This window comes from Pseudomonas sp. H3_D04 (genome assembly GCF_054669175.1).
Window position 1 is genome coordinate 2,942,488 of sequence record NZ_CP162801.1, and the last position, 12,894, is coordinate 2,955,381.

13 protein-coding genes are annotated in these 12,894 nt (G+C 61.7%); 6 read left to right on the plus strand and 7 right to left on the minus strand.

The window, feature by feature from the left end:
• Positions 1-16: 16 nt before the first annotated feature.
• From AB4N91_RS13535 to AB4N91_RS13555, 5 genes are all read right to left on the minus strand, one after another.
• Positions 17-604 carry a LysE family translocator gene (locus AB4N91_RS13535; RefSeq protein ID WP_010459750.1) on the minus strand — a complete coding sequence of 196 codons (588 nt, stop codon included), beginning with the start codon at positions 602-604 and terminating at the stop codon, positions 17-19.
• A gap of 76 nt (positions 605-680) precedes the next feature.
• The gene (locus AB4N91_RS13540; RefSeq protein WP_460112551.1) at positions 681-2,189 is read right to left on the minus strand and encodes a tripartite tricarboxylate transporter permease; all 1,509 of its coding nucleotides are present in this window, start codon (positions 2,187-2,189) and stop codon (positions 681-683) included.
• A 14-nt stretch (positions 2,190-2,203) separates the two neighbouring features.
• A complete protein-coding gene (locus AB4N91_RS13545; protein ID WP_077750510.1) occupies positions 2,204-2,698 on the minus strand; it encodes a tripartite tricarboxylate transporter TctB family protein in 495 nt (164 codons plus the stop codon).
• Complete coding sequence (locus tag AB4N91_RS13550; RefSeq protein ID WP_314642507.1) at positions 2,695-3,666, minus strand: tripartite tricarboxylate transporter substrate binding protein; 972 nt, start codon at positions 3,664-3,666, stop codon at positions 2,695-2,697. Before AB4N91_RS13550 ends, AB4N91_RS13545 begins: the two co-directional genes overlap by 4 nt.
• A 156-nt stretch (positions 3,667-3,822) precedes the next feature.
• Positions 3,823-5,154 carry an aminotransferase-like domain-containing protein gene (locus tag AB4N91_RS13555; RefSeq protein ID WP_460112552.1) on the minus strand — a complete coding sequence of 444 codons (1,332 nt, stop codon included), beginning with the start codon at positions 5,152-5,154 and terminating at the stop codon, positions 3,823-3,825.
• Between the two features lie 91 nt (positions 5,155-5,245).
• Between AB4N91_RS13555 and AB4N91_RS13560 the strand changes: the two genes are divergently transcribed.
• On the plus strand, positions 5,246-6,142 hold the full coding sequence (locus AB4N91_RS13560; protein ID WP_460112553.1) for a DMT family transporter: 897 nt from the start codon (positions 5,246-5,248) through the stop codon (positions 6,140-6,142).
• A gap of 170 nt (positions 6,143-6,312) precedes the next feature.
• Here AB4N91_RS13560 and AB4N91_RS13565 read toward each other — a convergent pair whose 3' ends face one another.
• On the minus strand, positions 6,313-6,675 hold the full coding sequence (locus AB4N91_RS13565) for a DUF6124 family protein (RefSeq protein ID WP_010459737.1): 363 nt from the start codon (positions 6,673-6,675) through the stop codon (positions 6,313-6,315).
• A gap of 474 nt (positions 6,676-7,149) precedes the next feature.
• Between AB4N91_RS13565 and AB4N91_RS13570 the strand changes: the two genes are divergently transcribed.
• From AB4N91_RS13570 to AB4N91_RS13590, 5 genes are all read left to right on the plus strand, one after another.
• The gene (locus tag AB4N91_RS13570) at positions 7,150-7,770 is read left to right on the plus strand and encodes a LysE family translocator (protein ID WP_460112555.1); all 621 of its coding nucleotides are present in this window, start codon (positions 7,150-7,152) and stop codon (positions 7,768-7,770) included.
• A gap of 73 nt (positions 7,771-7,843) precedes the next feature.
• The gene (locus tag AB4N91_RS13575; protein WP_083376917.1) at positions 7,844-8,884 is read left to right on the plus strand and encodes a DMT family transporter; all 1,041 of its coding nucleotides are present in this window, start codon (positions 7,844-7,846) and stop codon (positions 8,882-8,884) included.
• A gap of 229 nt (positions 8,885-9,113) precedes the next feature.
• The gene (locus tag AB4N91_RS13580) at positions 9,114-10,196 is read left to right on the plus strand and encodes a bifunctional transcriptional activator/DNA repair enzyme AdaA (protein WP_042932115.1); all 1,083 of its coding nucleotides are present in this window, start codon (positions 9,114-9,116) and stop codon (positions 10,194-10,196) included.
• Positions 10,197-10,236: 40 nt separating this feature from the next.
• Positions 10,237-11,040, plus strand: a complete 804-nt coding sequence (locus AB4N91_RS13585) for an isocitrate lyase/PEP mutase family protein (RefSeq protein WP_010459729.1) — start codon at positions 10,237-10,239, stop codon at positions 11,038-11,040.
• Positions 11,041-11,045: 5 nt separating this feature from the next.
• Positions 11,046-11,663: a DNA-3-methyladenine glycosylase family protein gene (locus tag AB4N91_RS13590; protein ID WP_010459727.1), complete on the plus strand. Its 618-nt coding sequence runs from the start codon at positions 11,046-11,048 to the stop codon at positions 11,661-11,663.
• A gap of 132 nt (positions 11,664-11,795) precedes the next feature.
• Here the strand turns inward: AB4N91_RS13590 and AB4N91_RS13595 are convergent, their stop codons facing one another.
• Positions 11,796-12,893, minus strand: a complete 1,098-nt coding sequence (locus AB4N91_RS13595) for an extracellular solute-binding protein (protein WP_460112556.1) — start codon at positions 12,891-12,893, stop codon at positions 11,796-11,798.
• Between the last annotated feature and the right edge of the window lies 1 nt (position 12,894).

Here is a 12,894-nt window from a genome sequence, read left to right on the forward strand (position 1 = left end):
GGTGAGTGGCCGGGGGCTAGGAAACCAGCAGATACACGGCACTCGCCCCCAGCAATAGCGCCATGACGCGGTTGAACAAGCGCATGCCTGCAGGGTTATTCAGATAACCCTGCAGGAAAGTTCCGGCATACGCCCAGCACCCCACCGACACGTAGCAAATCACCAGATACACCGCTGCAAACTGCCAGACCAACCGCGCCTCGCCGTCCGCGACGAAGGCGCCCATGCCCGCCACACACGCCAGCCAGGCTTTCGGGTTAAGCCATTGCATCACCGCGCCATACAGCATCGACGGTGCCCGGCGCGACTCTTTGGCGTCGATGCGACCATCGTCTGCCGCAAGTTTCCAGGCCATGAACAACAGAAACGCCACGCCCGCCAGTTGCACCACCTGTGTCAGCGCGGGCCAGATGCGCAACACCTCATGCAGCCCCAGGCCCATCAACACCAGCAATAACACAAAGCCCAACGTGGCCCCGGCCACATGCCGCTGACTGGCGCGAAAGCCGAACTGCGCCCCCGAACTCAACGCGACAATGTTGACCGGCCCCGGCGTTATCGACGCCACCAGGGCAAATGTGGCCATGGAGATAATCAGACTCATCGCACACCTTCTTCAATTCAGGAAAACCAGCGCCCAAGGTACTGAGCGCCCTGCCCTGCGTATTGAAGAAAACTGCCTAATCATCCTCATGCAACTTGATGCCCCGAGCGTGCAGTAGATGGGGCACGATCAACACCAACAGGGTCAACGCAAGGAACGACGCGGCGATAGGTTGCGTCAGAAAGATCATCCAGTCACCTTCGCTGATGGACAACGCGTTGCGCAGTTGTTTTTCGGCCATCGGCCCCAGCAGCATGCCCACGATCACCGGCGCGACAGGGAAATCGAAGCGCCGCATCAGCACCCCGCCCCAACCGATTGCCAGCATCAGCAGCAAGTCGAACGAAGAGTGGCGCATGCCGTATACACCAATGGTGGCGAACACCAGAATGCCGGCGTTCAGGTACGGTCGGGGAATCTGCAACAACTTGACCCACAACCCCACCAACGGCAGGTTCAACACCAGTAGGATGACGTTGCCGATGTAGAGCGAGGCGACAAGCGTCCAGACCAGATCACCCGAGGTCTGGAACAGCATCGGCCCCGGTTGCAGGTTGTAGTTCTGGAACGCGGCCAACAGGATTGCAGCCGTGGCGGAAGTCGGAATGCCCAGCGTCAGCAGCGGCACCAGGGAACCGGTCGCGCTGGCATTGTTGGCGGCCTCGGGGCCGGCAACGCCTTCGATGGCACCCTCGCCCTTGCTGCCTGCAAACTCTTTGGGAAACTTGCTCAGTTTGCGTTCGGCCGAATAGGACAAGAAGGTCGGGATTTCAGCGCCACCGGCTGGAATGGAGCCGAAAGGAAAACCGATCAGAGTGCCCCGCAGCCAGGCGGGAATCGAGCGCTTCCAGTCGGCGCGCGTCATCCACAAAGACGTCAGCCGGTGCCGACCGGACGCTTCTTCTTTTTGATACAGCAAGCTGTACAACGCCTCGCCCACGGCAAACAAACCGACTGCCACGAGCACGACTTCAATGCCATCCACCAACTCCGGCACGCCCAGGGTGTAGCGGGCAATGCCCGAGGTCGAATCCAGGCCGATCAAACCAATCGTCAAGCCAATCCCCAGCGAGACGAAACCCCGCAGCATCGAAGCGCCGAGCACTGCCGACACCGTCGTGAAGGACAGCACCAGAATCGCAAAATATTCCGCCGGACCAAACTTCAGCGCCAACGTGGCAACGATGGGCGCAAACAAGGTGAGCAGGATCGTCGCGATGGTGCCGGCGACAAACGACCCGATAGCCGCCGTCGCCAGGGCCGGCCCTGCCCGTCCGTTTCGGGCCATGAGGTTGCCTTCCAGGGCCGTGACCATGGACGACGATTCCCCGGGGGTATTGAGCAGGATGGACGTGGTCGAGCCGCCGAACTGAGCGCCGTAATAGATCCCGGCGAACATGATCAGCGCCCCGGTGGGGTCGACCTTGGCCGTGATCGGCAACAGCAGCGCAACGGTCAGCGCCGGTCCGATCCCCGGCAACACACCGATGGCCGTGCCGAGCAGGCAGCCGATGAATCCCCACATCAGATTGATCGGCGTCAGCGCGGCGGCGAAACCGATGGCCAGGCTTGAGAGAATATCCACCGTGCTTTACCTCCTCAGATCCAGGCGTTGATCAGGGGCGGAAGGGACACGCCGAGCCCGGCGTTGAACAGCCAGTAAATCGGCAGCGTCAGGGCAATGCCGATGGCGAGGTCGCGCACCGGGCGACGACTGCCAAACCCCCGGGCCGAACAGGCGAACAACAACCCCGCCGACAGCACGAACCCGATGAGGTTGATCAGCACTGCCACGCCCACCAGGCCCGCGGTCACCCAGGCAGCCCCGAGTTTGCCGCCGGGCAGCGCTTTGGCAGACTCGTCTTCGTGATCGGCCAATTCGCGAAAACCACCGGTGACGGCCTGATAACACAGCAACAGACCGACCACACCGAGGAACACCGCTAATGCGTAGGGATAGACGTGAGCGCCAAGGATGACGAAACCCATTTCCTCAGGAAAGCGGTTGGCGCCGAGCGCCAACACTGTACTGATGGCGACCACACCGAGGCCGATCGCCAGTTGCACCGGCAGGATTCTACGAGTCGGGTTCATTTCGCAATCAACCCGACCTCGACCAGCATCGCGCGCAGCCGCACGTGTTCTTCGTCGACGAATTTGCCGAACTCATCGCCCGTCAGCACGTTGGGCGCCCATTTATTGGTCTCGACATTGGCTTTCCAGCCGTCGCTGGCGGCGGCGGCCAGCACGGCGTCCGTCACTTCCTTGCGCTGCTCGGGTGTGAGGCCCGCGGCACCGTAAACACCGCGCCAGTTGCCGATAGTCACGTCGTAACCACTCTCTTTGAGCGTTGGCGCGTCGATGCCGGCAATGCGCTCGGGCGCGCCGATGGCGAGCACCCGGAACTGGCCGTTGCGGATGTATTGGCCCAGTTCGGCATAACCTCCGGTGATCACTTTGATCTGGCCTCCGAGTACCTGCGCGACCACTTCGCCCCCACCCGCGAACGCCACGTAGTTCACCTTGTTGACGGGGATTCCCATTTTGCCGGCCAGGTCGGCGATCCCGATGTGATCAATCGACCCCTTGGAACCCCCGCCCCACGTGATGCTGGAGGGTTTGTCCTTGAAGGCTTTGAGCAAGTCCTCCAGGGTTTTGAACTCGGACTCCTTGCGTACGGCAATGACGTTGTATTCGGTGAACAGCCGGGCAATCGGTGTCACGTCCTTCAAGGTGATTTGCGGTTTGTTCTGTTCAATACCTGCGACCATGATCGCCCCGACCACCAGCAGCGCATTCGGGTCGCCCTTGGTGCTGTTGGCAAATTGCGCCAGCCCGAGCGTACCGCCAGCGCCGCCCTTGTTCTCGAAGGTGACGGATTTGGCCGCCTTGGCCTCGACCAGGGCTTTGCCCAGATCCCGTGCGGTCTGGTCATAGCCGCCACCGACCGAGCCAGGGGCCATGAACTTGACGGTGTCCAGCGCAAACGCCGGTGCAGCGAGCGCGGCAGCGGTGACGGCAATTGCCATGAAGCGGCTTGATCGACGGAGCAAGGCAAGCATAGGGACTCTCCCGATATTATTTTTGTGGGGTGCCGATTGAATCGCGCTCAGGAGCAAACCCTGCTCTCTGAACATGCGTCTGTGAACAAGCGTAGGTCATGGTTGTGGTTATGGGTGTGTGGCTAGCAAAGTGATCACACCCGGGCAATGACTTCGCTACGTGTACGCCCCCACCACCCGCTTCACTTTCTCCAGTGCCACGGCAAGTGCGCCCAAATCCACCGAACCCAGCGCCAGGCGGATTGCGTGGGGCACATGGACAGAAGTCGCAAACGGTTCGGCGGTCGAGACCGCCACCTGCTCGCGCATCAATGCCATGGCAATCTGGTCGGCTCGTGCATCTTCCGACAAGGGCAGCCAGATAAAGTAGGAGGATGGATGGCGCACGAAGTGCAGGCCGGCCAGGTGCTGATCGGCCACGGCCTGGCGGGCCTGTGCGTCTGCACGTTTTTGCGCTTCGAGCTGGCTGACGGTGCCGTCATCGATCCACGCACACGCAATCGCCGTCATCACCCCGGGGGTATTCCAGGTAGTCGCCCTGATCGTGCGCTCCAGTGCGGGCACGGTTTGCAGCGGCGCAGCGACGAATCCGACGCGCAGGCCGGTGGCGACGCTCTTTGAGAACCCTGAAACGTACACCGTTCTTTCGGGGGCCAATTGTGCGAGCGGTGGCAGCGAGTCTTCGGCCAGGAATGCGTAGGCAGCGTCCTCGATGATGTGCAGGTCATGCTGGCGCGCAATCGCCACCAGGCGTTCACGCTGATCGGCGGCCATCACCCATCCCAGCGGATTGTGCAGCGTCGGCATGGTGTAGACGGCTCGCACCGATCGGCTCCGGCAGAGCTTTTCCAGCGCCTCCAGATCCGGCCCGGTATCGGTCCCGGGAATAGGCACGACTTCCAGATGCAGCGTTTCAGCCAGCACCTTGAACCCTGGATAGGTCAAAGCGTCGGCCGCGATCACGTCACCCGGTTGCAGCAGCGCCATCAACGCCACCGTCAAACCATGCTGCGCGCCACTGACGAGCAACACCTGCTCGGCCTGTACCGTCAGCCCGCGCATCTCCAGATGGCGCGCGACCGATGCCCGCTCGTGCAGGCGCCCCGCGTGCGGTTGATAGCGCAGATGGGATTCCAGGTCACCGGACAATGCGAGCTGACGCAAGGCATTGCGCAGCAGATCGGCCTGCCCCGGTACCGAGGGATAGTTGAAGTTGAGGTCGATCATCCCCGCCGCCACGCTGGGCTGATGAATGCCCAGGCTGGGCGGCAGCGAAGTCTCCCGGACGAAAGTCCCGCGCCCCGTTTCGCCACTGACGAGGCCCATGGCCTCCAGCTCTGCATAGACCCGGCTGGCAGTGACCAAGGCCAAGCCATGGCTGGCGGCGAGCAAACGGTGAGTCGGCAAGCGCGTACCGGGCGGCAAACGCCCTGAGCGGATATCGGCTGCGAAGGCGTCCACCAGCGACTTGTACCGGGAGCGAGGCATATGGAAATGTATCCATGACAATTTTTTGATTGTATCGATAGTCGGTCATACGATGCGCTGAACGCAACCCCGCCCCTTGAGTGGACGCCAAATGGAACGCACATCGAAGCTGCAAAACCAGACCGTGGAAAAGAACACCAGCGGGTTGATCAATGGACTCATCGGCGTCCTGATCTTCAGCGGTTCGCTGCCCGCGACACGGGTGGCCGTCCTGGAATTCGACCCGGTCTTTCTGACCGTCGCCCGAGCCACCATCGCCGGCGTGCTGGCGCTGTGCATGTTGTGGCTGTTCAAGGAAAAGCGCCCTGCGCACCACCAGATGCTGCCCTTGGTCATCGTCGCGCTGGGCGTGGTGATCGGGTTTCCGCTGCTGACGGCGCTGGCGCTTCAATATGTGACGTCCGCGCACTCCATTGTCTTCGTCGGCATGTTGCCGCTCGCGACCGCCGCGTTCGGGGTGTTGCGCGGTGGCGAACGTCCCCGGCCGGCCTTTTGGTTCTTCTCGGTCCTGGGCAGTTTACTGGTGGTCGGGTTCGCCGTTTCCCAGGGACTCACCGCTTCGCCGGCCGGCGACATCCTGATGCTACTGGCCATTCTTGCCTGCGGCCTCGGTTACGCCGAAGGGGCGAAGCTTTCCAAAACCCTGGGCGGCTGGCAGGTGATTTCCTGGGCGCTGGTAGTGTCGCTGCCGATCGTGGCGCCACTGACCTGGTGGCTGACGCCCTCTTCGTTCTCGGGCATCAGCGCACCAGCCTGGTTGAGCCTGGCGTATGTGTCGCTCTTCAGCATGCTGATCGGCTTCGTATTCTGGTATCGCGGATTGGCCCAAGGGGGGATTGCAGCCGTTGGGCAGCTGCAGCTGCTACAGCCGTTTTTTGGATTGGCGCTGGCGGCCACGTTGCTTCACGAGCAGGTCAGCCTCGGCATGCTCGGAGTTACTGTTGCGGTGATTTTGTGTGTGGTGGGTGCGAGGAGGTTTGCGAGGTAGACCGACGGTGCCCGGCGAAACCGGCCGGTCTTGTGGCCAACAAAACCCCCCAGTGATCGGCAGACCACTGGGGGTTCTTCGCGTTTGAAACGTACGAGTCGCGGCTATGTCACTTCTGGCCCTGATGAACAGCCAAACATCCGTTAGCCACTCACCACAGCAAGCGGCACCTACTTGGGCAGATCAATCTTATCCAACACCCGGTTCGCCGTGATCTCCGCCGTCATGATGCTGTTGGAAATACCCAGGAGCGCGTAACGCGATTCACCCTCCAGATGATCCACCAACTGATGGACCATCACATCGACCGAGGCCAGGGTCTCGACCAGATAAACCGCCAGGGTTTCGGCCGAGGCCTCGGGGTCTACGGAAAACAGGGTGCTGCGTATTCGCGGGATAGCTTTGATATCGGCATTCGACGGGAAGTGGAAGTCGAGCGCTCGCTCGGCGGCTTCGTTGAGCTTTTTGGAATCGGCGGATTCGTAGGGGGAAACGTCGTCGGTTCCCGGGGGATTGGGTGTGGCCTTGAACATTGTGATGCTCCTTGATTAGTGGAGCTGCCACCATTCGCGGTCAAACGAATGAAGGTGGCAGCTGTACGCGGGTTGACCGACCGGAAATCAAGGAATCCGGCACACCCGAAGATGTCCCGCGCACAGCCACCGCAAAAAAGCCGGAAACTTTTCTTGGGCACTGGTGCGCCTTGATTGAGTCGGACGGTCAAATCCGGACGCTGAATTGGCAGCGACCCGGAAACGATAGAGCCCAGGCCCAAGGCGCACAAGCCGGCGGATTCTGGCGCAGCCGTAGGCAACGGCGCAAGGATTTGTAGCTTTCAGGAAGTAAACCCGACGGGTTTTAAACAAGCGCCCGCAAATCATGTTGAATAAGCAGGCGCGCACTCACGACAAACAACAAAAGTGTACGGCGACTTGCGTCCACCGCTGTACGGGGAAAGCCCCCGCCGGCCATGATAAAAATACCGCTCTCGTTACCGGAGACCTGTCATGGACCTCGCCACGCTCACGCTGTTTATCCCCGCCTGCTTCGCCCTGAACATGGCGCCGGGCCCGAACAATCTGCTGTCGGTCAGCAACTCGACCCGCTACGGCTACCGCATCTCCTGTGTGGCGGGGATCGGGCGGTTGCTGGCGTTTGCCGGGATGATTGCCCTGGCGTCGGCCGGGTTGGCGGTGGTGCTGCAAACGTCCGAGTTGCTGTTCTACGGCATCAAGATCGTTGGCGCGGCGTATCTGTTTTACCTCGCATGGCAATTGTGGCGCGCCGATCCTGGGGTCGAAAAAGCCGCGACGGGTGCGTCGGTCGGCGTGTTGGCGCTGGCGCGACAGGAGTTTCTGGTGGCGGCCGGCAACCCCAAGGCGATCCTGATCTTCACCGCGTTCCTGCCGCAGTTCATCGACCCGACCCGCGCCGTGACACCACAGTTTGCGCTGCTCGGCGCGTTGTTCCTGATGCTGGAATGGATCGCCATCAGCGCCTACGCCTACATGGGCCTGCACATGCGCCGCTGGTTTGCCGAGCCCCGGGGCAAGCGGCTATTCAACCGTTGCTGCGCGGGGTTGTTGTCGGCGGCGGCTTCGGTGCTGTTGATGGCGCGTCGGGCCTGATTCCAGGGGTTGACGGGATGCAGCGCAGGTTCAAACTGCGCTGCATCCCTAATCAATACTCGCCGAGCCTCGAATGAACCTGAACGTTGTCTATGCCCTGAGCGCAGCCGCGCTGTTTGGGGCGAGTACGCCGCTGGCCAAGGTGTTGGGCCTGGACCTCTCGCCGATCCTGCTGGCTGGATTGCTGTATCTGGGCAGCGGGCTGGGCTTGACCCTCGTCAGGCTGATCCGCGACCGGGGCTGGCAGCCCAGCGGCCTGAAAGCGTCTGAATGGCCCTGGCTGATCGGTGCCATCGTGTTTGGCGGCGTGCTGGGGCCGGTGGCGCTGATGTTTGGTTTGACCCTGACCTCCGGCGCCACGGCCTCGCTGATGCTCAACCTCGAAGCGGTACTGACTGCCGTGTTGGCGTGGGTCGTGTTCAAGGAAAATGCAGACCGACGCATCGTCGCCGGGATGCTGGCCATTGTCGCGGGTGGATTGCTGCTGGCGTGGCCGCACGATTCGGCTCAGCCACAAGGCTGGATCGGGCCACTGGCGGTCGCACTGGCCTGCGCCTGTTGGGCGATCGATAACAACCTCACGCGCAAGGTGTCGGCCTCGGATGCCGTGTTCATCGCCGGGATCAAGGGGCTGGCCGCAGGGTTGGTGAACTGCTCGCTGGCGTTGCTGCTGGGGGCAAAACTGCCGCACATCACGGTAATCGGGCCGACGTTGATCGTCGGCTTCCTCGGCTACGGCATCAGCCTGGTGTTGTTCGTGCTGGCGTTGCGCGGGCTGGGCACTGCACGCACGGGCGCCTACTTTTCCACGGCGCCTTTTCTCGGCGCCGCCATCGCCCTCCTGCTGTTCGGTGAGACGGTTTCCCTTACGTTCTGGATCGCATCGTTGCTGATGGGCCTGGGCGTCTGGATACATCTCAGGGAGCATCATGCCCATGAGCATCAGCACGTGGCACTCACCCATGGCCATCGGCACGTGCATGACGAGCATCATCAACATGAGCATTCGTTCGAGTGGGACGGGACCGAGCCGCACAGCCACGAACATCAGCACACGCCGATCCGCCACAGCCATCCACACTTTCCGGACATTCATCACCGACACAAGCATTAGCAAGGGGAAAGTGCGTTGGTTTTGGTCGCGAGCCTGTCTATAACAAAGACCCTTCGGAATTCGCCGACACAAAAGCCATTGGGGACTGGCCGGCCCGTCGCGGGTGCATGGCACCGCACGTCGAACCGAAAATCGAATGGGACCGCATCGCCCCCCCTGTAACGAGTCAGCGAAATTCCCTGTCGATTTTCCGGTGGAGACGTCGCCCAACGGGCCTTATGCTCAGCCCATGAACCTACAAAACGCTTTGCTTCCGCCCCACGCCGAGATGGTTCGCGCCATGCTCGAACGAGACACCGCCTACGAGGGGGTGTTCTTTACTGCCGTGAAGACCACCGGAATCTTCTGCCGCCCCAGTTGCACGGCGCGCAAGCCCAAGCCGGAGAACGTCGAGTTCTTCGCCCACGCCGATGAGTGCATGTCAGCGGGCTATCGCGCTTGCCTGCGCTGCAAACCGCTGGACGCCGCGGCCATTGCGCCGGACTGGGTGCAGGGGCTGCTCAAATCGGTGGACAACGATCCCGACCTGCGCTGGACCGATGCCCAGTTATTGGCTGAGGGCATCGAGCCGCTGAAACTGCGCCGCTGGTTCAAGCAGCATTTCGGCATGACCTTCCACGCCTGGCTGCGCACCCGACGCCTGGGGATGGCGTTGGGCGGTATCAAACAGGGCGATTCCATCGACAATGCGGCGTTTGACTCGGGCTACGAATCCCTGAGCGGTTTTCGCGATGCGTTTCAAAAATCCTTTCACATCACGCCGGGCCGCGCGGCCAACAGCGAGCCGCTGTTGTTCACGCGCCTGACCACACCGCTTGGGCCGATGATCGCCATGGCCGAACGCCGTGGGCTGGTGCTGCTGGAGTTTCTGGATCGACCGGCACTGACCCGGGAAGTCGAAGAACTGCAAAAGCGTTATGGCTATGCTGTGGCGCCGGGACACAACGCCCATTTGCAGCAGATTGAAGCCGAGCTGACCCAGTATTTCGCTGGAAAACTCACTGAATTCACCGTCGCACTGCACTTGCCCGGCAGCGAATTTGCGCGGCAGGTCTGGGCTGAACTGGCGAAGATCCCCTACGGCCAGACCAGCACCTACGGCACCATCGCCGCAACACTGGGCAAACCCGGCGCCAGTCGCGCCGTGGGCCTGGCCAACGGGCAGAACCGTCTTTCGATTGTATTGCCCTGCCACCGGGTGATCGGTGCAGACGGCTCGTTGACGGGCTATGGTGGAGGGCAACCGCGCAAGGCGTTTTTGCTCCGGCTGGAAAAAGCCGCGGTGCAGCTGACCGGACAACTCGCCTTCTGATCCCCTGATTTTCTGCAAACGTCATAAGGAACGACATTCGATGGACACTCGATTTCATCAACTGCACCACGACGGCTTGTTGATTCTGACCAACGTCGCCGACGCCACCGGTGCGCGCATCGTCGAGCAACTGGGCTGCAAGGCCGTGGCCACCAGCAGCGCGGCGGTGGCCTGGGCGCACGGGTATGCGGATGGTAATGCCCTGCCCCTCGAACGCCTGATATCGACCGTCGAGTCCATCGCCCGGGTGATTTCGGTGCCGTTGACCGTCGACATCGAGGCCGGTTATTCCGATGACCTGACGCGGGTGGCCGAAGTCGTTGATGCGGTAATCGCGGCCGGTGCGGTGGGGATCAATATCGAGGACGGTGCCACTGCGCCAGAGCTGCTGGCGCGCAAGATCGAAGTCGCCCGGCAGGTGGCCGATCGGCGCAAGGTGAAGCTGTTCATCAATGCCCGCACCGACGTGTACTTAAGGGGCCTGGTGCCTGCCGAAGACCGCGTCGCCGAAACGCTCAGGCGCGCCGCGTTGTATCAGGCGGCGGGGGCTGACGGGCTGTTTGCGGCGGGCGTCACGGCGGAGTATGAAATCGCTGCCCTGTGCCAGGGCACACCGCTGCCGGTGAATGTGCTCGGGTTGCCGGGATTGCCATCGCCTGAAGCGTTGCAAGCACTCGGCGTGCGACGCCTGAGTGCCGGCTCGGGCATCGCCGAATTTCTGTATGGCGCCATGGCGTCCCTGGCCAAAGGTTTTCTGGAAACTGGCAAACTCGACAGCAGCCACCTCAAGGCCTTCACGTATGGGGAAATCAATGCCCTGCTGAAACCTGCCGGGAAAGCTTGATCGCCATGCCCGATCCCTATCTGCCCGCGACCGGGTTTCTGTCATCAATCGATGACGACTGGCGGCGCCACATCGCCGCCGTTGGCCCCTGCCTGCATGAGCCCCACGCAGCTCGCGATCCTTATGAATCGCTGGTGCGGGCGATTGCCTATCAGCAACTGCACGCTAAGGCCGGGGATGCGATTATCGGCCGGCTGCTGGCGTTGTTTCCGGCGACGACGTTTCCAAGGCCTGAGCAGATTCTGGCGACAGGCTTTGATCCACTGCGCAGCTGCGGGTTTTCCGCGGGCAAGATCGCGACCATTCAAGGGATTGCGCAGGCGGCTCTGGACGGTGTCGTACCGGATTACGCCACCGCACTGGCGATGGACGATGAGGCGCTGATCGAGCGGTTGATTACCTTGCGCGGGGTTGGGCGCTGGACGGTCGAGATGCTGCTGATTTACAGCCTGGAGCGACCGGATATTTTGCCGGCGGATGACTTTGGGGTGCGTGAGGGGTATCGCCGGCTGAAGGGTCTGGAGGTGCAGCCGACGCGTAAGCAGATGGTGGAGATTGGCTTGGCGTGGCGTCCGTATCGGACGGTGGCTTCCTGGTATTTGTGGCGGATGACCGGCAAATAAACCGGGTTATCGTTCATCGCGCGCAAGCCCGCTCCCACAAGGTTTTTTGTGTACGCAGCATCTGTGCCCGACCTGTGGGAGCGGGCTTGCCCGCGAAGGCGATTGCCCATTCACCGCATCACTCAAAGCCGATCACAACCCGGATTTCAACCGACTGAACGCCCGAATCAGCGCCCGGTTGAACGCCTTGCCATTGTCATTCTTGCTATACAACGAAGCCCTCACCTGCGCCGACGGATACGTCCCTGGATCGTTACGAATCGCCGGATCAATCAACCCGTCCGCCGCCGTAATCGCATTGGCGTAGTGAATGGTGTCCGTGATCGGCGCAATCACTTTGGGTGTCATCAGGTAATCCATCAACGCCAGCCCGGCCTCGGGGTGCGGTGCATCCTTGGGAATGACCATGGCGTCAAACCAGATCAACGTGCCCTCCTTCGGTATCCGGTAACTGAGCTTGAACGGTTTGTTCGCCGCCTCGGCCTGCCCGGCCGCGATGGCCACGTTGCCGTTCCACGACATCGCCACGCAGGTATTGCCGTTGGCCAGGTCGCTGATGTTCAGGTCATTGTCGAAGTAGCGGATGTACGGCCGGATCTTCGCCAATTGTTGTTCGGCCAGTTTCAGGTCATCGAGGTTCTGGCGGTTGATGTCCAGGCCCATGTACTTCATGACCGCGGCAAACACCTCGTTCGGGTCGTTGAGCAGACTGACCCCGCAATCGGCAAATTTCGACACCACGGCCGGGTCGAACAGCATCGCCCAGCTGTCCCGTGGCGCATCGGGCAAACGCTGTTTGATCGCCTCTTCCTGATAGCCGACCCCGGTAGTGCCCCAGGCGTAGATCCCGGCATAACGATTGCCCGGATCGAACGCCGCCATGTGCTGGCGGAATTCTTCGCCGACGCCAGCAAAGTGCGGCAGCCGTTGCAGGTTCAGTGTTTGAATCGCCCCGCTCTGGATCGCCCGGGACAGGTGCTGCCCCGCCGTCAGCACCAGGTCATAACCGCTGCGGCCGGTCAGCAGTTTGGTCTCGGCAGTTTCAAGGGAGTCGAAGTGATCGACCACCACATGGATGCCGGTTTTCTTCTCGAAATTGGCCAGGGTATCCGGGGCCAGGTATTCGCCCCAGATGTACAGGTTCACCACCGGTTTCGCGGTGTCGGCGGCCTGCACACACATGGGTGCAAGCACCAGCAATAACGCTTGAGTCAGTTTGTGCAGGCCCATG

Coding starts and splice junctions, on each gene's coding strand:
- AB4N91_RS13595 (WP_460112556.1), bottom strand. CDS start 12,893: ATGGGCCTGCACAAACTGACTCAAGCGTTATTGCTGGTGCTTGCACCC.
- AB4N91_RS13570 (WP_460112555.1), top strand. CDS start 7,150: ATGGACCTCGCCACGCTCACGCTGTTTATCCCCGCCTGCTTCGCCCTG.
- AB4N91_RS13590 (WP_010459727.1), top strand. CDS start 11,046: ATGCCCGATCCCTATCTGCCCGCGACCGGGTTTCTGTCATCAATCGAT.
- AB4N91_RS13565 (WP_010459737.1), bottom strand. CDS start 6,675: ATGTTCAAGGCCACACCCAATCCCCCGGGAACCGACGACGTTTCCCCC.
- AB4N91_RS13550 (WP_314642507.1), bottom strand. CDS start 3,666: ATGCTTGCCTTGCTCCGTCGATCAAGCCGCTTCATGGCAATTGCCGTC.
- AB4N91_RS13580 (WP_042932115.1), top strand. CDS start 9,114: ATGAACCTACAAAACGCTTTGCTTCCGCCCCACGCCGAGATGGTTCGC.
- AB4N91_RS13560 (WP_460112553.1), top strand. CDS start 5,246: ATGGAACGCACATCGAAGCTGCAAAACCAGACCGTGGAAAAGAACACC.
- AB4N91_RS13575 (WP_083376917.1), top strand. CDS start 7,844: ATGAACCTGAACGTTGTCTATGCCCTGAGCGCAGCCGCGCTGTTTGGG.
- AB4N91_RS13555 (WP_460112552.1), bottom strand. CDS start 5,154: ATGCCTCGCTCCCGGTACAAGTCGCTGGTGGACGCCTTCGCAGCCGAT.
- AB4N91_RS13545 (WP_077750510.1), bottom strand. CDS start 2,698: ATGAACCCGACTCGTAGAATCCTGCCGGTGCAACTGGCGATCGGCCTC.
- AB4N91_RS13585 (WP_010459729.1), top strand. CDS start 10,237: ATGGACACTCGATTTCATCAACTGCACCACGACGGCTTGTTGATTCTG.
- AB4N91_RS13535 (WP_010459750.1), bottom strand. CDS start 604: ATGAGTCTGATTATCTCCATGGCCACATTTGCCCTGGTGGCGTCGATA.